The organism is Rheinheimera tilapiae, from assembly GCF_042432165.1.
In the GTDB taxonomy this organism is placed as follows: Bacteria; Pseudomonadota; Gammaproteobacteria; order Enterobacterales; family Alteromonadaceae; genus Pararheinheimera; species Pararheinheimera tilapiae.
The window spans coordinates 145,390-165,257 of record NZ_JBHLXP010000004.1; the positions used below are offsets into that span (position 1 = coordinate 145,390).

Consider the following 19,868-nt stretch of genomic DNA (forward strand, 5'->3'; position numbering starts at 1 on the left):
ACCAGAGTTCCAGTGTCAAAGGCCTTGTATACGGCTGACCTGTGCTGACCTGCAAACTGTCCGCGATCTCGATTTTGCTGGTCCTGACGCCGACAGCGTAAGTACCAGGCTGGCTCAGGACCGGTGCGGCATCGGCCGGGATTTTGTCATACAGCTGTTCTGCGGCCTGCACGGTAGTACAGGCAAGCAATCCAAACAATAAGCCAATTCTATTAATGACCAATGACATAAGAACTCCTGTATGTTGAGCAGAGCCGGGCGCTGCAGCCCGGCATGATTTGACGGCGCCGCGGGACCAACCCGCTGCTGAAATCAAGCGGCGAAAGTCTGCACTGTCAAGCCAGCACCAGCCTGACAGACGTAGACATCGGCCTTCAAGCCAAAACGAGCTTGATAATGCGCTGCGACAGCCTGTTCGACCAACACCACATCCTGCTGCGCACAGAGACAAATAATAGCGCCACCAAAACCGCCGCCGGTCATCCGCACCGCGCCTTTGCTGCCAAGCGCAGTTTGACAAATCTCGACCAGGCCATCGGTTGCCGGTACTGTCACCTCAAAATCATCGCGCAAAGACTGATGTGAGGCCTGCATCAACAGGCGTAACTGCGTCATATCGCTTTGTTGCAGCGCGTCGACGGTGGCCAGCACCCGGGCATTTTCACTGATCACATGATGCGCCCTTTTGTATTGCTGCGCTGTCATGGCGTTTTTGTGCTGCTGCAACAGGTCCATACTGGCATCGCGTAGTGTCGACACCCCCATGATTGCCGCAGCCTGTTCACAATCCTGCCGCCGGCCGTTGTATTCACTGTCGACCAGTTTGCGCGGATAATTGGAATTGACAATCACCAGCGCCAGCTCAGGCGGGATAGCTACTGCGCGGGTGGCAAGCGTTGCGCAATCCAGCAGCAGGGCATGGCCGGCCGTGGCCTGGGCTGAAATCATCTGGTCCATAATGCCGCATTGGCAATTCATAAACTGGTTCTCGGCCTGCTGGCCAAACAAGGCAATTTGCGCCGGGGTTAACGCCAAACCAGACAACTGATTAAAAGCGCCGCCGATGGCCACTTCCAGCGCGGCCGATGACGACAATCCGGCCCCTTGCGGCACGTCACTGTCAATCAACAGGTCGGCACCGGTCAGCGTAAAGCCAGCTTGTTGCAGCACATAGACCATAGCGCGAATGTAATTGCCCCATTGCGACGGCCCCGGCGTCATAGGGGCCTGCAGCGAAAAACGGTCAGATTCACCAGGATAATTTTGTGAATGCACCACAATCTGTTGGTCTGTACGGGCGCGAAACAACACCTGAGTGCGGAAGTTCAGCGCTGCCGGAAACACGTAGCCGAGGTTGTAGTCGGTGAACTCACCAATAAGATTGACGCGACCTGGCGCACTGGACAGGCCCTCAGGCTGTGCGGCGTAAAGTTGCTGGAAAGTGTTGATAAAGGCTTGGCTCATAGACAAAACATCCCTAAAAACTGCGGACTGCGCTGACTTGGCGCAGAATGGCGGCGGCGGTTTCCGGCGTCAGATCTCGCTGGCTTTCCGCCATCATCTCGTAGCCGACCATGTGTTTTTTCACCGTTGCTGAACGCAGCAGCGGCGGATAAAAGTGCGCGTGTAAACGCCAGTGAGATTGCGGCTGGCCGTCAGATGGCGCATTGTGCCAGCCCATTGAATACGGGAAGCTGCACTGGAAAACATTGTCATAGCGGCTGGTCAGTTCTTTTAAAATCTGCGCCAGACTTTCAACCTGTGCTGGGTTGAGTGCATCGATGTGCTGCACATCGTCTTTACACAGTAACAGCGTCTCAAAAGGCCATGCCGCCCAATATGGCACTACGGCCAGCCAGTGGGCGTTCTGACAGACAATGCGGTCTGCCTGTTGCTGTTCTTTGACCACATAATCAGCCAGCAGCGCGCTGCCATGTGCCTGCAGATAAGCGGCTTGATGTTGGTCTTCCAGCTCAATCTCGGTTGATAGATGCTGATGCGCCCAAATCTGACCGTGCGGGTGCGGTTGCGAGCAGCCCATGATGGCGCCTTTGTTTTCAAAGATATGCACGCAGGCAAAGCGCTGCCGCAGCTCGCGGTAATGCTGCTGCCAGGTCTGCACGACCGCCACCAGCGCCGGAACTGACATTTCGGGCAGCGTCAGATGGTGCTCAGGTGAAAAACACACCACGCGGCATTCCCCGTCAGTGACCTGATGCTGGAACAACGGCTCTGCTCCAGCAGCCGGTTCTGTGGCTGCGGGCATCAGCGCGCCAAAGTCGTTGGCGAACACATGGGTGGTGTCGTAAACCGGATTGGTCTCGCCATTGGCTCTGGTGTTGCCGGGGCAGAGCGGGCAATCGGCGTCAAAGGCTGGCAGTTGTGCCGTTGAGGCGACTTCGGTGGCGCCCAGCCAGGGCCTGTTATTGCGATGCGGTGAAACCAGCACCCAGCGACCGGTTAACGGGTTTTTCCGCCGGTGCGGATGATCAAATGCTGTCATGGGAAGGCTCCAGACCATGAGGATATTGGGTTTGCCAGCGCCAGCTGTCTTCAGCCATCCGGCCAAGGTCATAGCGGGTACGCCAGCCAAGTTGCTGCAGGGCTTTGCCGGCATCGGCATAACTGGCGGCAATATCGCCGGGGCGGCGCGCGCTGAATTGATAAGGGATCTCGCGGCCGGCCGCGGCGCTAAAGGCGGCAATCAGTTGCAGCACAGAATCGCCCTGACCGGTACCGAGATTAAAAGCATGGAAACCGCTTTGGCTGCGAAGCTGCTGATAGGCCGCGACATGGCCTTCAGCCAAATCCATCACATGAATGTAGTCTCTGACGCCAGTGCCATCCGGCGTTGGATAATCCTGGCCATACACCGACACAAAAGGCCGGCGTCCGACTGCGGTTTGCGCCACATAAGGCATCAAATTATTCGGAATGCCGCGTGGGTCTTCACCAATCAGGCCGCTTGGGTGGGCTCCGGCCGGATTAAAGTAGCGTAGCGCGATAGCCAGAAAGCCCGGCTGGGCGTGGCAAAGATCCTGCAGCATCTGCTCGGCCATCACTTTGGTCCAGCCGTAGGGATTGGTAGCGCCGAGCGGATGTTGTTCCGTCAGTGGTAAAAACTGTGGGTTGCCATAGACGGTCGCGGAAGAACTGAAAATCAGCCGCTGACAACCAGCTTGCTGCATCTGCTGTAACAGGTTGAGCGTGCCAGCGACATTGTTCTGATAGTACCGCAGCGGTTGCTGGACGGATTCGCCAACCGCTTTGAGGGCGGCAAAATGAAACACGGCTTCTGGCTGATATTGTGCAAATGCCTGCTGTAATGCGACCGGATCCAGCAGATCTGCTTCAATAAAATCAAAGCGTTGGCCACAGATTTTTTCCAACTGGTCCAGTACCCGGCTGCTGCTATTGCACAGATTGTCGTAAATCACCGGGCTAAAGCCGGCCTGATGCAACGCAATACAGCAGTGGCTACCTATATAACCCAGACCTCCGGTCACCAGAATTCGCATCTGAAACATCCTTAAAATCACTTTAAAAGATTATATGTATTATAAATACTATATATCAATAGTGATTGGTATATTTGTTCGGTGCGGCTCCGTTTGCTGGTGTCGGCAGACCAACTACGAGGTTGAGTTTTGCTTACGAGGATGAATGGCCGGGGTTGAAGTCCTTAGTCCCAATGGCGCTCAACGGAATAACAGCGGTGTTGAACGCAATTCAGCTAGTTACACCCAATAAACTCCTACCTTCAACTGAGCAGGCGCCTTGTGGCGTTCGTTGGCTGTTTTCAAATATTTAGCCCGATATTTCCGGCTGTTTTTTCAACAGCCCTTATACTGGTAGCGCTAATTCCGATTTTTGCGACGCATTTTTTATATTTGCCGCGCAACAGCAGTCAAATTTCAGACAAGGAGAGTGACGAATGTCTTGGTTTCCTCATGAGTTTCTGCAAGCTTTTCGCATTTTGATCCAACAGACTTCTCAATATACCAGCCGATGGCTGTTCGCACTGCTACTCGGAATTTGTGCCTGCGGGTTCTCTGCTGCTCACGCCGCAGCACCAACAATCACGGAAGTGAATGGCATTCCTTATGGCGGTTCGATTGCAAGTGTGACCTATGGCGGCGGGAAATATGTTGCAATATCAAGCTACGGCAAGGTTTACACGTCAACAGATGCTGAGGCCTGGTCCTACAGTTCGTCAATTAATATGACCAGCCCGCGACGGGTGATTTATTTTAACAGCCGGTTTGTGGTGGCGGGTGGAGCGGGAGCTATTTATACCTCACCTGATGCGGTGACCTGGACCCAACAAACCTCTGGCACGGCGCAGAATTTTTACGCGATGGAAGCGTATTCCGGCAAGCTGTATGCAGCGGGTGCTAACAGGGCTGTGGTCACGTCCTCAGACGGTACCAGTTGGTCGTCTGTGACGATAAACGTCGGCAACGCCACTGATGATTTGATGACCATCACATCGGGCAATGGTTTGCTGGTTATTGCGGCGCGTCCTGCATCCGCTTTTTCTACATATTATCGCTCATCCACCGGCGCTTCGAATTCCTGGAACATCAGCACCGGGTTGGATTTCACCACAAATGGCGCTTATTTCCTGAATGATCGTTTTTATGCATTTTACGCAGGAACCCGGGTAGAAACGTCAACAGACGCCGCTACCTGGACTGAAATTACCTCGACGTCGGTGACTAAGCCTGATAGTTCGACTACAGTGTTGGGTTCGCCCAATCAGATGTTTCGTGGCTATCACGATGGCACCAACTACCTGTTATTTGGTTCTGGCGGAACTTATGGCTACGGCACTACTATCCGCTCGACCAATGCCAGCACTTATACGATGGTGGCTCCGACGGCTTCTATCGTGGCGCAGGGCGCTGATTTACTGAATGGCAAATATTTTCAGTGGGGGAATGAAGGCCTGGCGGTGTCCGATGACGGCCTGACCTACCATTTTGTTACAGGCAGTTATAACAGCATTGCCACCAACGGTGCCGGTGGCTTTTCGCTGGTGGGGATGCAAGGTTCAACAACAACTGCGGTGTCTGCAACCTCATCCAGTTGGCCAACCCTCAGCGCATTGGCGACCCGCACCGGCACCAAATCCTTTAATGATGTGATATGGAATGGCAGCGAGTATGTTGCGGTCGGTGAAAAGGTTATCGCAACTTCCGCCGATGGCAGCAGCTGGACCAATGCCGGAACTCACTCTGGCAATGTCTATCAATCGGTATTGTATCAGGGCGGCAATTATGTGGTGTCCGGATATGACGCGACGACCTATGAATGGAAAATCTGGCAAGGTGCCAATCTGTCCAGTCTCTCGGTCGTCGAAACGCTGAACACCTGGTTTTTCCGCATCAAGTATGAAAACAACACCTATTTTGCTGTGGGCTATGATGGCAATACGTCACTGGGCGTGGTCTATACCTCACCAGACGGCATCACCTGGACTGACAACACCCCCACGGTGGCAGGCAGCAATTATTATTACAATGATGTAGTCTGGACCGGCAGTAAATATGTTGTTACAGGTACCAGTTATGCCAGCAGTACTTATACCTTTTTCAGTACCTCAACGACCACGCCGACCAATCCAGCCAGTTACAGTGCCAAAGCGTTGATTACCGGCGCTCCCGGTGGCAGTCAGATTGCGGCCGATTGGTCGCAAGGCGCGTTCCGTTATGTCAACGGGCATATTGTCGGCATCGTCAATGACCAGAGTGTCGGCGGCAATGTGTACCCGGCCTACTTGCTTTATTCTGATGATGAGGGAGCCACCTGGACTGCGACCGCGCTGGATGGCGAAGGCTATTATTACGGCAGCGTCGTTGATGGCAACAGCGTTAAGTTTGTCAGTGGTTCGGGCATGCTGGCCAATGTTGAATTCGCCGTCAATAATGTGCCGACGGTGACGACGACAGCAGCGTCCAGCATTACCAAAACAACGGCATCGGTTGGCGGTGACGTGACCTCAGACGCCGGATCGGCCGTGACGGAACGTGGGGTGGTCTACGCATTGACCACCACAGATCCGACCCCAACCTATGCCGAAGTGAACGGCACCACAGTATTTAAAAGCACCACCAGCGGGACAACCGGGTCCTATTCCATTGGGTTATCCGGGCTGACTGCAGGTAGCCAGTATAGTGTTGCGGCATACGCGTTAAATGCCAACGGCACAGGTGCGGGCTCGACTGAAACCTTCACCACCACAGCGCTTAGCACAAATGCAAATTTATCGGCTTTAGGCCTCAGTTCCGGCACTTTATCACCAGGTTTTGCCGCGGGCACTATCAGCTATACCGCTTCGGTCGGCAACGCGACCACCAGCATCACCATCACACCAACCACGTCAGACAGTGCTGCGACGGTAACGGTGAATGGCGTATCTGTCAGCAGTGGCGCGGCGTCGGGCGCTATTGCCCTGGCGGTTGGCTCCAATACAGTGACTGCGGTCGTGACTGCTGAAGATGGCACCACCACCAAAACTTACACAGTGACCGTCACCCGTGCCGCCAGCAGCAATGCAGACCTTGCGGGTTTAACCCCGAGCAGCGGCAGCTTAAGCCCAAGTTTTGCGGCCGGCACCACCAGCTATACGGCGTCGGTGAATAATGCCACTAGCAGTATCACCATTACCCCGACTACCGCTGACAGTTCAGCTACAGTGACCGTCAACGGCGTGACTGTCAGCAGTGGTGCAGCGTCCGGCGCTATTGCGATGAATGTCGGTGCCAATACAGTGACCGTTGTGGTGACTGCGCAAGATGGTACTACGAGCAAAACCTACACAGTGACAGTGACCAGATCGGTCAGCAGCAATGCCGACTTGTCGGGCTTGACACCTAGCAGCGGAAGCTTAAGCCCGAGCTTTGCAGCAGGCACCATCAGCTACACGGCGTCAGTCAGTAATGCGACGAGCAGTATCACTATCACGCCGACTACATCAGACAGCGCGTCAACTGTCACCGTCAACGGCTCGACTGTCAGCAGCGGTGCAGCGTCCGGCGCTATTGCGCTGACAGTGGGGACCAACACGGTCACAGTGATCGTAACCGCGGAAGATGGCTCTACGACCAAAACCTACACAGTGACTGTGACCCGTGCGGCCAGCAGTAATGCTGACTTATCGGGTTTAACGCCGAGCAGCGGCAGTCTAAGCCCAAGCTTTGCAGCAGGCACCACCAGCTACACAGCGTCAGTCAATAACGCGACGAGCAGTATCACTATCACGCCGACCACGGCCGATAGTACTGCGACTGTCACCGTCAATGGCTCGACCGTGACCAGTGGCGCAGCGTCCGGCGCTATTGCACTGACAGTAGGTGCCAATACAGTCACAGTGATCGTGACCGCTGAAGATAGCTCCACGACCAAAACCTACACAGTGACAGTGACCCGTGCCGGCAGTAGCAATGCTGATCTTTCTGGTTTAACCCCGAGCAACGGCAGCTTAAGCCCAAGCTTTGCAGCAGGTACCACCAGCTATACCGCGTCGGTTGGCAATGCCACCAGCAGTATCACTATTACTCCAACGACCGCAGACAGTACCGCGACTGTCACCGTCAACGGCTCGACCGTGAGCAGCGGCGCAGCGTCCGGCGCTATTGCGCTGACGGTGGGGACCAATACGGTCACGGTGATCGTAACCGCGGAAGATGGTACAACCACCAAAACCTACACAGTGACGGTGACTCGAGCTGCGAGTAGCAATGCCGACTTATCGGGTTTAACCCCAAGCAGCGGCAGCCTAAGCCCAAGCTTTGCAGCAGGCACCACCAGCTATACGGCGTCAGTCAGTAACGCGACGAGCAGTATCACTATCACTCCGACTACGGCCGATAGTACTGCGACAGTCACCGTCAACGGCTCGACCGTGACCAGTGGCGCAGCGTCCGGCGCTATTGCGCTGACCGTGGGGGCCAATACGGTCACAGTGATCGTAACCGCAGAAGATGGCACTACGACCAAAACCTACACAGTGACAGTGACCAGGGCGTTAAGCAGTAATGCCGACCTGGCTGGTTTAACCCCAAGCAGCGGCAGCCTAAGCCCGGGCTTTGCAGCAGGCACCACCAGCTACACGGCGTCAGTCAGTAATGCGACGAGCAGTATCACTATCACTCCAACGACCGCAGATAGTACGGCGACAGTGACCGTCAATGGCTCGACTGTCAGCAGCGGTGCAGCGTCCGGCGCTATTGCGCTGACAGTGGGGACTAACACGGTCACCGTGATCGTAACCGCAGAAGATGGCACTACGACCAAAACCTACACAGTGACAGTAACCAGGGCATTGAGCAGTAATGCCGACTTATCGGGCTTAACGCCAAGCAGCGGCAGCCTCAGCCCAAGCTTTGCAGCAGGCACCACCAGCTATACGGCGTCGGTCAGTAACGCCACCAGCAGTATCACGATCACTCCGACCACGGCCGATAGTACTGCGACTGTCACCGTCAATGGCTCGACTGTGACCAGTGGCGCAGCGTCCGGCGCTATTGCGCTGACAGTAGGCGCCAATACTATTACTGTCGTGGTCACAGCAGCTGACAGCACGACCAAAACCTATACCATTGTCGTGACGAATGTGAATGAAGCGCCGGTGATTAGCGGAACTCCGGCCAATAGCGTCATACAAGACGCGGCATACAGCTTTACGCCATCAGCATCAGATGCATACGTTGGGTCCGTCCTGACATTCTCTATCAGCAACAAACCAAGCTGGGCGAGCTTTGATACTGCGACCGGAGCGTTAACCGGCACTCCAGCGAATGGTGATGTCGGCAATCACAGCGGTATTGTGATCAGTGTCAGTGACGGCGCGTTGAGCGCGGCATTGCCGACATTCAGCATCACTGTGACCAATGTCAACGATGCTCCGACAATCAGTGGCACGCCGCCAACCACAGCCACTCAGGATCTGCTGTATAGCTTTGTGCCGACGGCAGCAGATGTCGATACCGGTACTACGCTGACCTTCAGTATCAGCAACAAACCAGCCTGGGCGACCTTTAATACCGCGACTGGCGCATTAACAGGTACGCCGACCAACAGCGATATTGGCAGTTACAGCAATATCGTGATCAGTGTCAGTGACGGTGTAGTCACCACGGCACTGACTGCGTTTAGCATCACAGTGGGAAATACTAACGATGCACCGACGATCAGCGGTACTCCTGCGACAACAGCAACTCAGGGAATTGCCTACAGCTTTGTGCCGGCTGCGGCGGATGTCGATGTTGGTACAACCCTGGTCTTCAGCATCAGCAATAAACCAGGCTGGGCGACCTTTAATACGGCGACCGGTGCATTAACAGGCACTCCAGCCAACGGTGATGTCGGTAGTCACAGCGGTATTGTGATCAGTGTCAGTGACGGTGCGTTAAGCGCAGCGTTACCGGCCTTCAGCATCACGGTCGCCAATGTCAACGACGCGCCGACGATCAGTGGCACGCCACCAACTACAGCAACTCAGGATGTGCTGTATAGCTTTGTGCCTACAGCCGCAGATATTGATGTTGGCACTACGCTAACCTTCAGTATCAGTAATAAACCAGCTTGGGCGAGCTTCAATACCGCGACGGGCGCTTTAACCGGTACGCCGACTAATAGCGAGATTGGCAGTTACAGCAACATCGTGATCAGTGTCGGAGATGGCGTGACAACCACGGCGCTGACAGCTTTTAACATCACAGTGTTAAACAGCAACGATGCGCCAACCATCAGCGGAACCCCGGCAACAACTGCGACTCAAGGAATTGCTTACAGCTTTGTGCCAGTTGCAGCGGATGTCGATGTTGGCACCACGCTGGTATTCAGCGTCAGCAATAAACCGGGCTGGGCGACCTTCGATACTGCGACCGGTGCGTTAACCGGCACACCGGCCAACGCCGATGTTGGTAGTCATAGCGGTATTGTGATCAGTGTCAGTGACGGCGCTTTAAACGCGGCGTTACCAGCATTCAGCATCACGGTTGCCAATGTCAATGATGCGCCGACGATCAGTGGCACGCCGCTAACCACGGCCACTCAGGATCTGTTGTATAGCTTTGTGCCTACAGCCGCAGATATTGATGTTGGTACCACCCTGACCTTCAGTATCAGTAATAAACCAGCTTGGGCGAGCTTTAATACCGCCACGGGCGCCTTAACCGGTACACCGACCAATAGCGATATTGGCAGTTACAGCAATATCGTGATCAGTGTCAGTGACGGTGTAGTCACCACGCCGCTGACAGCTTTTAACATCACAGTGTTAAACAGCAATGATGCGCCAACCATCAGCGGTATCCCAGCAACAACTGCGACTCAGGGAATTGCCTACAGCTTTGTGCCGGCTGCGGCGGATGTCGATGCTGGAACCACGCTGGTGTTCAGTATCAACAATAAACCGGGCTGGGCGAACTTTAATACGGCCACCGGCGCATTAACCGGCATACCAACCAACGGCGATGTCGGCAGTCATAGCGGTATTGTGATCAGTGTCAGTGACGGTGCATTAAGCTCGACGTTACCGGCATTCAGCATCGCGGTCGCTAATGTCAATGACGTACCGACGATCAGTGGCACGCCAGCAACCAAGGTTACGCAAGGAGTGTTGTATAGCTTCACGCCAGTCGCAGCAGATATTGATGTTGGCACCACGCTGACCTTCAGTATCAGCAATAAACCGGCGTGGGCGAGTTTTAACACTGCGACGGGTCAACTAAGTGGCACACCAGCCCGTGCAGATGTAGGAAGCACCAACGGCATTGTGATCCAGGTCTCGGATGGTACTGCTACTGCGGCGTTGGCAGCGTTTAATCTGGAAGTGCTGAACAGCAATACAGCCCCGGTTGCACAAAACTCGGTTGCGACGTTACGTGAAGATGAGCCAGCAGCAATTACCCTGCAAACCTCTGATGCTGAGGGGGATCTGCTGAACATAACGATTACCAAACAACCAGCGCATGGCAGCCTGACTGCCGAAGGTACTGATTATCGCTATGTGCCGGCCGCCGATTATCACGGTAGCGACAGCTTTAGTTTTGTCGCCCGCGATGCAGAATTCAGTTCAGCTGAAGCAACCGTCAGTCTGACCATCACACCGGTCAATGATAATCCGCTGGTGGTTGCAGATAGTTTCAGTGTGGCGCGGTTGGATACTGATCGCTATACCCTGACTGTTTTGAGCAACGACACTGATGTCGATGGCGATCGTCTGACCATTGATGGCGCTACTGCGAGTACCGGGACCGTCACCTTCAGTAGCGCAGGCCTGATATACCAGGCACCGGCAGGTTATCTGGGACAAGTCGATTTGCGGTACAGCGTATCTGACGGTCAGCAAGGCCGTGCTTCGGCCGAAGTCAGGTTGCAAATTAGCGGCACTGCCGGTGGCAATTTACCGGTGATTACTCTGCCGGCAGATGTGGAAGTGAACGCGACTGCGCTGTACACCAAAGTTAATTTAGGTGTTGCCACTGCGGTGGATCGGAATGGTCTGACCCTGCCAGTGTCTTTGGTTGATGGCCAAACGTTCTTTGCCCCTGGCGAGCATATTGCTTATTGGCAGGCCACGGACAGCCAGGGTAATAAAGCAACCAAAGGTCAGCGCGTTAGCGTCAAGCCACTGATTTCGCTCAGTAAAGATGCTGTAGTCACTGAAGGGAGTGACGTCACTGTGCAGGTGTTACTGAATGGCCCGGCACCAACTTATCCAGTGCAGGTGCCTTATACAGTGACTGGTTCTGCCAATGGCAATGACCATTCGCTGACTTCGGGTGTGGTCGTGATCACCAGTGGAACCATCGGCGTGATTCAGTTCAGCGTGTTTGAAGATGCACAGATTGAAGGTACTGAAAATATTCAGATTGCCTTGGATCCAACGCTGAATTTGGGCAGTCAGTCCGCTATGCAGGTGAATATCCGCGAAGACAATATTGCCCCGACTGTGCAGTTGGCTGTCAGCCAGAATGATCAACCCCGTTTAGCTGTGGCGAAAAACCAAGGAGTTGTGACCGTGAAAGCCACAGTGGCAGATCAAAACCTACAAGATGTGATCAGCTTGCAGTGGAATACGGCTGGTCTGAATGGTGTAGACATCGACGGTGATGAAATGCAGTTTGATCCGGCTACCCAGGCGCCAGGTGTTTATATGGTGGCCATGACAGCAACGGACAACGGGACGCCGGCGCTGACAACCAGTGACCAGATGTATATTGTTGTGGTCGAAGCCCTACCTGCTTTGACTACCGCTGATACCGACGGCGACTTAATTCCGGACAGTGAAGAAGGTTTTGCCGACGCAGATGGCGACGGTATTGCCGATTATCTCGATGTGATCACTGATTGCAACGTGGTGCCGGAAGAAGGCAAGCAGCAGGTCAGTTTCCTGGCTGAAGGGTCACCGGGTGTTTGTTTACGTCGCGGTCAGGATTCAGTATTGAGTCAGTCTGGTGGTCTGCAGCTGTTGCCGACTGAGGTGGAAACTGATGCGGCGGCGACGAATATTGGCGGTATTTTTGATTTTATTGCCTACGGTCTGCCAGTTCCCGGTCAAACCTATCAGCTGGTGCTGCCACAACGGCTGCCAGTTCCGGCCAATGCAGTTTATCGGAAATACAATGTGGTGACGGGCTGGGTCGATTTTGTCAGTGATAGCCGGAACTTTGTTTCGTCCAGTGCTGGTGAACGTGGTTTCTGTCCACCTCCTGGTGATACCCGCTGGAGCGCCGGATTGACTGAGGGACATTGGTGCGTGCAGGTATCGGTGCAGGATGGCGGCCCGAATGATGCTGATGGCATCGCAAACGGCACCATTGTCGACCCAAGTGGCGTCAGTATCCGCAACAATGGCAATCGTCTGCCGGTGGCGAAGCCTGATGCAGTCACCACCCGTATTGGTATTGCGGTGGAAGTGAAAGTGCTGGCCAACGACAGCGATGCTGATGGCGATACACTGAAAGTAAGTCAGGTCAGTGCCCAATTTGGTCAGGTTGAAGTCATGACCGACCAACAGCTCCGGTACGTACCGGCGCCACAATTCTCCGGTACAGATCGGGTGACCTACAGCGTCACAGACGGTAAAGGCGGAACCGGCAGCAGTGAGCTGACAGTCACAGTGTTACCGAACAACGGACCGGTTGCGGTAAACGACGTTGCGTCGACTGATGACAAAACCGCTGTCACTATTGCGGTGTTGGCAAATGATTCGGATCCGGATGGTGATGTGCTGACCGTGTTGTCTGCCAGCGCGCAGCAGGGCACTGTCACTATCCAGTCTGATAAGTCATTGCGGTATCAGCCCAAAGCGGGTTTTGAAGGCACTGATACTGTGCGGTATGTGATCGCTGATAGCCAGGGGATGCAGGCACAAGGGCAAGTGGTGATTACGGTCAAAGCATATAAGGATGTGATCGTGAACAATAAATCAACGGGTGGTGCTGTGGGCTTGTTGTGGTTTGGCTTGTTACTAGTTGCAGCTTGGCGGCGCGGTGTCATCGCACTGGTGTTGTTAATGTGTCTGCCGGCCGCAGCACAAGCCAGCGACTGGTATGGTTTTGTCGAGGCAGGCCAGGCCAAGGCCGACCGCAACGCAGCTGATATCAGGGCAAAGCTCAGTGGCGGTACTTTGTTAAGTCTGGATCAAAAAGACAGCGCATTTGGTCTGGGGGCGGGTTACCAGATCACCGAGACCTTGGCTGTCGAGCTGAGTTATTGGGATTTTGGCGAAGCCAATGCCGACATCAGTCAAAGCAGTCTGACGCCGGCCAGTTACCATGAACTGGTCAAACAGGTCAGCCCAACCTTGGGTGAGGCGATTGGTGCCGGCGGCCGTTTCACTGTCTGGCAGCAACAGCATTGGCAACTGGATGTGGCGGCCGGGGTGCTGAACTGGCAGTCTGAGATCAGCAGTACAATGGGTGGAACTGTGTTGACCAGCAAATTTGATGGCACCGATTTGTATTATGCAGTGTCGGCAGGTTACCAGCTGACCAATGAACTGAGTTTGTCGGCACGATGGCAACGGACTCAGCTGCAGGACAATGACGTCGATTTGATGGCGCTACGGCTGAGTTATCGCTTCTGATCGGTGTTCTGGCCGCGTACAGCCCATGTGCAGGGATCACTCCTTTGTGTATGGGCTGTACATGGTCAGTAAGAGATCAGGCGTCAGGCTCATTGGTTTCTTCACTATCAATCACTTCCCAGCGACCATAAAGTTCCAGGCCTGCGGCTTTGGCTAAAGCAGTTGAAGCCAGATTGTCGGTCTGACATCGATATTGCGGCTGGTAACCCTGTTCACAGGCGTAACGGCTGATCGCTCGGATCACGCCGCGTGCATGCCCGGCACCACGATATTGCGGCAAGGTTAACACGCCAGTATCGGCTATTTTTTTGCCGTCCCACGGATACATACTGGCGGCGCACACCAGTTGGCCATCGGCAAAAGCACCAAACACCGCCCAATGGTCCAGTTCTACATAGGCGTCATCCAAATCCTGCTCAGATGCCAGCGACTGGAATCGAGCAAACAGCGCGGCATCTTCAGCGTGTAATTGTCGAACATGCGCCAAAGGCGCTTGCTGTAACAAAGCCTGCTGATCGGCTGCGCTGAAATAAAACAGCTGATCCGCGCCATGCAGGCGGATCTCAGCTTCCTGCAGCCGTTGCCGCAGTAACGCCTCGCTGAACCCGGCCTGCAGCCCGGTGCTTAGCCTGAGTTTGCCGGCGATGGCTGGTGTCATCACAGCCCAAAGCCGGCCTTCGACAGATTGACGCAGCATCAGGCCGCGATCCGGTTGCAATACGGTGCTGACCAGCACTGTCAGTTGTTCGTCATGGTAAATCTGGTCGCCAGTCAAAAATAAATCATGCCAGTAGCCTTCGATTATCGGTGAAAACTTGGTGATCACTTGCGATTGCTCCGGGATTTGCGTGTTGTTGTTACATCGTGGTCAGGGCTGCGCCAATTGTTTTGTAAAAAACGCCACAACAAGTGGGTTCATGGTGTCATGAAACTGCTGACGGTCAAACCCGGCCGGATCTGTGCAGACTGGCAGCATTTTCAGCACACCGCAGGGCACCAGAAATGACAGATGTGCGGCATTGGGTACTGAGTGAAATTCGACACGATCAGCAAGCGCATCACGGATCACTTTGGCGTTGGTCGCATCCGGTACATTGATATCTTTATCGCCTTGCCATAACTGCAGCGGCGCATTGACGTTGGCCAGCGCGTCTTTGCCGCTGAAAGTAAAGCCAAGACCCGGTGCGGCGACAACGATGGCTTTAATCCGTTGATCTTGGGCAAAGTGGTCAAAACCGGCCGGCAGATCTGTGCCTAGCAGGAAAGAGTTGGACTGGCGCAGCATGTCGCAGGCAAATTCGCTGTGATCTGTACAATATTTCGCTAAACCACGCAGGTCCGGTTTGGCGCCGGCGGCTGTTAACACTGTAAAGGCGCCGATAGAAAAACCATATGCGCCAACCCGGTTGGCGTCCACCTGCGCATGGCCTGGCCACTGGCTCAGCATAAAGTCGATGGTCGAGCGTAACTGCTGGCTGCGACCGGTGAAATAAGCCGGGGTGCCGACTGAACTAGTGTCCAGATAGTTATCGCTATGCATCGGCGCCGCCACGACATAACCTGCAGCCGCCAATGCCATCGCTAAATCGGCATGGCTGGGAATACCACCGCCGGTGCCGTGGGAAATCACCACTAGCGGCAAACTGGTTCCGGCGATGGGGCCATTGGTTGCGACTTGCATCAAAAAGCTGCCGGTCCAGCTGGCGGAGGTGGCTGCTGTGGTCGGATACCAAATTCCCAGTCCAAATGGCTTCCCGTTGGCATCCACGGCCCGCACCGCCTGAAAGCCAACCGGCTGCTCAGTACGCAGTGCTGTCCAATAAAAGGCGCTGACCAACAATCCGGCCAACAGCACCAGGGTTAGAAAGACAATTCCACCCCATTTCAACAGCTTTTTGCTAAAGGATTGGCGCGCTGCTGTGGCGGGCAGTGTTGATGTGGGGTTGTGCATAAGGATCACTCCGGATAAATGTTAGGTAAAGGCCCTGCAGCGTCAGCCCACAGGGATCTCGACGATGAAGCAGCAGCCACGTCCTTGCAGACCCTGCTCCAGCCGGACAGTGCCGCGTAAACGCGCTACCGCCTCAGTCACTATCGCCAGACCAAGGCCGGAGCCGGCCACGTCAGTGCCGGCGACACGATAAAACCGTTCAAACACCAACGCCTGCTCCGCCGGCGCAATACCAGGACCGTTGTCGGCGACCGCCAGGCGTAACCTGCCCTGATGTTGCGACAGCTCGACGGCGACTTCGCCGCCGTTCTGGATGTAGCGCAGTGCGTTTGACAGCAGATTTTGTACAATTGACAACAGCGCCTGTGGGTCCAGCCGGAGGCTTAACTGATCTGGCGCCTCAAGCGATAATTCAATCTGTCGTGCCATCGCCGCTGGCGCGGCATTGGCCAGCTCCTGCCGCAGTAACTGCGCAACATCCAGCAGCGTCACTGCTGCCAGATTGCCAGCGTCGATGCGGGCCAAATCCAGTAGTTGTTCGATCAGATGAGACATCCGCGCGATCGCTGCATCCAGATGCGTGGCAGCGTCGTTACGCGCGTTGGCATGTTCAGCCCGCTGCATCACATGAGCCTGTGCCGCGATCACGGCGATTGGTGTTCTGAGTTCGTGGGCGGCGTCCTGCACAAAGCCGTGCTCACGGGCGATCCGGGCCCTTAACTGGCTGAACAGACGGTCAAGGGCGTTGGTTAACGGGGTCAGTTCGGCATAAGTCACGTCCAGCGCCAACGGCGTCAGATCATCCGGGCCCCGTGCTGCGATGGCCGCAGACAAACGACGCAACGGACGCAGGCCGCGGGTGACCGCAAACCAGACCGGCAATAGAAAAAGCGGAACTGCAATCAACACCGAGATGGTCAGGTTGCTGCTAATGCGCGCCAGCAATAGACCGGCGGGCGCCGCCGGTTCGCCCAATAACAGCCTCCAGTCGGACGTTTCGCCACGAAACAGTTGATATCGCGCACCGTTCAGAGTGCCCGTCACCACCTCACCGCTCTCGCCAGATAAAGTGAGGGTGCCAGCCGGCATCGTACTAAACAGCGACTGGCCTTGCCGGTCGGTCAGCTGGACTAAAAACCGCTGTGGCAGACCGGCCCGCTGGTACAGGCTGTTAAACAGCGCCGTGTACAAGGACAGGGCCTGATGCGCCTGTGCCGGATCTTTGATTTGACTCAATACCAGCAGGACCGCTTCACCACGCTGGCGCTGACGTGCGTCAACAGCATGTGGACCACTTTCCTGCCAGTAATAAAATGCCATTAACACCAGCCAGACCAGTACCGATGCAGCTAATAACGTCAGGATCACTCGCCGCACCAAAGTCGGACGATTCTGTGTAGTGGTCTTTGTCATGGCACCAACATATAGCCCACACCCCGAACAGTGCGGACACGTTGCGCGCCGATTTTTCGGCGCAGATTAGAGATATGGACCTCGAGCAAACTGAAAGTCAGCGCATCACCCAGCGGTTCCAGCCGTTGTGCTAACACGCCTTTTGGCACCACTGTGCCTGGTTCGCGCGCCAGTTCCAGCAGTAGCTGAAATTCCCGCCGCAGCAGGTCAAGCTCCTCACCAGCCAGTACGACTCTGTGCGCGCGCGGGTCGATCTGTAACTGACCGATGGTCCACAAAGTGCTGGCTTGTTGGGCATAGCGGCGTAATACCGCCCGCAGGCGCGACAGCAGCTCTGCCATCGCAAATGGTTTGATAATAAAATCGTCGGCGCCGCCGTCTAAGCCGGCTAGCCGGTCATCGAGGCCAGAGCGGGCGGTGATCATGATGATAGGTAACGTCAATCCGCTGCTGCGCCAGCGAGCGAGCAGATCTAGTCCGCAGCCATCGGGCAGCGCAACGTCCAGCAGGATGCAGTCGTAGTCCAGATCGGCGGCGATGTAGGGGGCGTCAGCGAATCGACGCAACCAGACACTGCTAATACCCTCGGCCTTCAGCGCCTGTTGCAGCGCAAAGCCTAAATCCAGATCGTCTTCAATGATAAGTAGGTGCATGGCTGCATTATAGCCATGGCAACCTTAAACAGAGCCAAAACGGCCTCTATACAAACAAACCGAGCAACCAATCGCGGAACACAGTGGCTTCAGTGGATAAAGGCCGCTGCGGCCAAACCAGATAATAGGCACGGGACGCCTGGATCGCAGGTCCCGGAATTCGGCTTAACTGGCCGCTGGCCAGCAAGTCGCGACAGAGAAGTTCAGGTAACAGTGCGATGCCTTGTTTTGCCAGCACAGCGTCCAGCAAGGCCGATTTGTCCGGAAAGCTGGCGGCATCTGGTTGTTGCGGCAATGGCAGACCAGCCTGACGGAACCAGCGGGCCCAGTCATCGTAGGGATTCAGCAGTGGCATGGTTTGCAGCAGTGTTGCCGGCTCAGCCTGATACAAGCTGGTCGCGACCACTGGAAATAAAGTTTCGGTTTGCAGCGCTTGCGCGATCAATCCCGGCCAATGGCCGTGGCCGTTGCGGATGCCAAAATCCAGTTGTTTTTCAGCAAGGTCCAACACGGCCATCGTCGGCACCACCGTCACTTTTATATCCGGGTGTAACTGCCGAAATTGTGGCAAGCGATCCGCCAGGAAATACTGATACACCGACGGCAGTACGGTCAGGCGCAGTGTGGCTGGCTCACGAGTGGCATTCATCTGAACTTCTGCGCTTGCAGTGGCAATCAGTGCAAAAGCTTGTTGTAACTGCAGTTGGAGTTGCTGGCCGGCCGGCGTCAGGACCACACGTTGGTTGACGCGCTGAAACAGCGGCACGCCCAGTTCAGCTTCGAGTGCCCGCACCTGCCGGCTAACCGCACCCGGCGTAACATAGAGTTTTGCCGCGGCCTGACGGAAACTTTGTTGCTGCGCCGCCACGGAAAATACATACAAATTATGCAGAGAAGGTAATTTCACATCAAAGTCCGTCTGAGCTGCGTTGGTCACTGTCGCTAGTGTTGAGTTTACCTCAACACTGAGCTGGCAGATTAATCGTTTTTCCGCTTGATGGTGCAGTTTTATAGTGCCGCTGCGAACCAGCGCCTGACTGGTGTTGTTACTGTTTCCGGAGCGATCTATGTTCATCAATTCTGCGATCAATAAACTTGCGACCACTAAATCCTCGACTGCTAAATCCCCGACCACTAAATCAGTATTATCCCGCATTCTCGCTGTCACAGCCCTGACGACGATCACTGCCTCAGCCGGCGCCATAGCTGCACCAGAGCCGCATCCACTGGCCGGTAGCTGGCAAATGGACTCAGCCTGGGAGACTTTGGCCGACGGTCGTCGCGTCACCACCTATACCGAACATCCAGACGGTTTGCTGCTTATCGATGCCAATGGCCGCTATTCGCTGCAAATTTTCCATCCTAAGCGGAAGAAGTTCGCGGGCAGCAAAGGCAGTGGCAGCGCTGAAGAATTCAAAGATGCGGTGCTGGGTTCCAGTACGCATTTTGGTACTGTCAGCGTGAATCCGGTGAAACAGCAGTTGGTGTTTCATATCGACGCGGCGTCTTATCCAAACTGGGATCAGACCACGCAGGTGCGGGATTTCACGCTAAAAGACAATGTGCTGAGTTACGCAGTACCTGCGACAGCATCCGGCAATGGGACTATTGCCTATTCGGTCTGGCGACGTTTGCCATAAACCAGCTGCTGAAGCAGCCTTCGCTTTAAACAATACAACAGAGCAAGCCTGAGTCGACCAGGGCTTGCTGTTCTTTACGCCTTGTCGCCAGCTCGGCAGAACGCGCCACA

11 protein-coding genes are annotated in these 19,868 nt (G+C 55.1%); 2 read left to right on the forward strand and 9 right to left on the reverse strand.

Annotated features, from left to right (window positions below; translation table 11 throughout):
- The 4 genes from ACFFJP_RS15575 to galE all read right to left on the reverse strand — a co-directional run.
- A partial coding sequence (locus tag ACFFJP_RS15575; RefSeq protein ID WP_377246106.1) for a hypothetical protein occupies positions 1 to 229 on the reverse strand: 229 nt, incomplete at its 3' end.
- 83 nt (positions 230 to 312) lie between these two features.
- On the reverse strand, positions 313 to 1,464 hold the full coding sequence (galK, locus tag ACFFJP_RS15580) for a galactokinase (RefSeq protein WP_377246109.1): 1,152 nt from the start codon (positions 1,462 to 1,464) through the stop codon (positions 313 to 315).
- A gap of 13 nt (positions 1,465 to 1,477) precedes the next feature.
- Positions 1,478 to 2,503 (reverse strand): UDP-glucose--hexose-1-phosphate uridylyltransferase, encoded by a 1,026-nt coding sequence (locus tag ACFFJP_RS15585; protein WP_377246112.1) that lies wholly within the window; start codon positions 2,501 to 2,503, stop codon positions 1,478 to 1,480.
- Positions 2,490 to 3,518 (reverse strand): UDP-glucose 4-epimerase GalE, encoded by a 1,029-nt coding sequence (gene galE / locus ACFFJP_RS15590; protein WP_377246115.1) that lies wholly within the window; start codon positions 3,516 to 3,518, stop codon positions 2,490 to 2,492. Before galE ends, ACFFJP_RS15585 begins: the two co-directional genes overlap by 14 nt.
- Before the next feature lie 416 nt (positions 3,519 to 3,934).
- Between galE and ACFFJP_RS15595 the strand changes: the two genes are divergently transcribed.
- Positions 3,935 to 14,101, forward strand: a complete 10,167-nt coding sequence (locus ACFFJP_RS15595; protein WP_377246118.1) for a cadherin-like beta sandwich domain-containing protein — start codon at positions 3,935 to 3,937, stop codon at positions 14,099 to 14,101.
- Positions 14,102 to 14,177: 76 nt separating this feature from the next.
- On the opposite strand, the gene ACFFJP_RS15600 is transcribed toward ACFFJP_RS15595, so the two are convergent.
- Genes ACFFJP_RS15600 through ACFFJP_RS15620 form a run of 5 tightly spaced genes read right to left on the reverse strand, consistent with a single transcriptional unit; the run spans position 14,178 to position 19,193 of the window.
- On the reverse strand, positions 14,178 to 14,927 hold the full coding sequence (locus tag ACFFJP_RS15600) for a GNAT family N-acetyltransferase (protein WP_377246121.1): 750 nt from the start codon (positions 14,925 to 14,927) through the stop codon (positions 14,178 to 14,180).
- 42 nt (positions 14,928 to 14,969) lie between these two features.
- Positions 14,970 to 16,052: an alpha/beta hydrolase family protein gene (locus ACFFJP_RS15605; protein ID WP_377246124.1), complete on the reverse strand. Its 1,083-nt coding sequence runs from the start codon at positions 16,050 to 16,052 to the stop codon at positions 14,970 to 14,972.
- Positions 16,053 to 16,094: 42 nt separating this feature from the next.
- Positions 16,095 to 17,465: an ATP-binding protein gene (locus tag ACFFJP_RS15610; protein ID WP_377246127.1), complete on the reverse strand. Its 1,371-nt coding sequence runs from the start codon at positions 17,463 to 17,465 to the stop codon at positions 16,095 to 16,097.
- Positions 17,462 to 18,118 (reverse strand): response regulator, encoded by a 657-nt coding sequence (locus ACFFJP_RS15615; RefSeq protein ID WP_377246129.1) that lies wholly within the window; start codon positions 18,116 to 18,118, stop codon positions 17,462 to 17,464. Before ACFFJP_RS15615 ends, ACFFJP_RS15610 begins: the two co-directional genes overlap by 4 nt.
- Positions 18,119 to 18,164: 46 nt before the next feature.
- Positions 18,165 to 19,193: a LysR substrate-binding domain-containing protein gene (locus ACFFJP_RS15620; RefSeq protein ID WP_377246132.1), complete on the reverse strand. Its 1,029-nt coding sequence runs from the start codon at positions 19,191 to 19,193 to the stop codon at positions 18,165 to 18,167.
- Between ACFFJP_RS15620 and ACFFJP_RS15625 the strand changes: the two genes are divergently transcribed.
- Positions 19,186 to 19,758 carry a lipocalin-like domain-containing protein gene (locus ACFFJP_RS15625; RefSeq protein ID WP_377246135.1) on the forward strand — a complete coding sequence of 191 codons (573 nt, stop codon included), beginning with the start codon at positions 19,186 to 19,188 and terminating at the stop codon, positions 19,756 to 19,758. The genes ACFFJP_RS15620 and ACFFJP_RS15625 overlap by 8 nt on opposite strands.
- The last annotated feature ends 110 nt before the right edge of the window (positions 19,759 to 19,868 follow it).

Coding starts and splice junctions, on each gene's coding strand:
- ACFFJP_RS15620 (WP_377246132.1), bottom strand. CDS start 19,193: ATGAACATAGATCGCTCCGGAAACAGTAACAACACCAGTCAGGCGCTG.
- ACFFJP_RS15595 (WP_377246118.1), top strand. CDS start 3,935: ATGTCTTGGTTTCCTCATGAGTTTCTGCAAGCTTTTCGCATTTTGATC.
- ACFFJP_RS15605 (WP_377246124.1), bottom strand. CDS start 16,052: ATGCACAACCCCACATCAACACTGCCCGCCACAGCAGCGCGCCAATCC.
- ACFFJP_RS15610 (WP_377246127.1), bottom strand. CDS start 17,465: ATGACAAAGACCACTACACAGAATCGTCCGACTTTGGTGCGGCGAGTG.
- ACFFJP_RS15625 (WP_377246135.1), top strand. CDS start 19,186: ATGTTCATCAATTCTGCGATCAATAAACTTGCGACCACTAAATCCTCG.
- galE (WP_377246115.1), bottom strand. CDS start 3,518: ATGCGAATTCTGGTGACCGGAGGTCTGGGTTATATAGGTAGCCACTGC.
- ACFFJP_RS15615 (WP_377246129.1), bottom strand. CDS start 18,118: ATGCACCTACTTATCATTGAAGACGATCTGGATTTAGGCTTTGCGCTG.
- galK (WP_377246109.1), bottom strand. CDS start 1,464: ATGAGCCAAGCCTTTATCAACACTTTCCAGCAACTTTACGCCGCACAG.
- ACFFJP_RS15585 (WP_377246112.1), bottom strand. CDS start 2,503: ATGACAGCATTTGATCATCCGCACCGGCGGAAAAACCCGTTAACCGGT.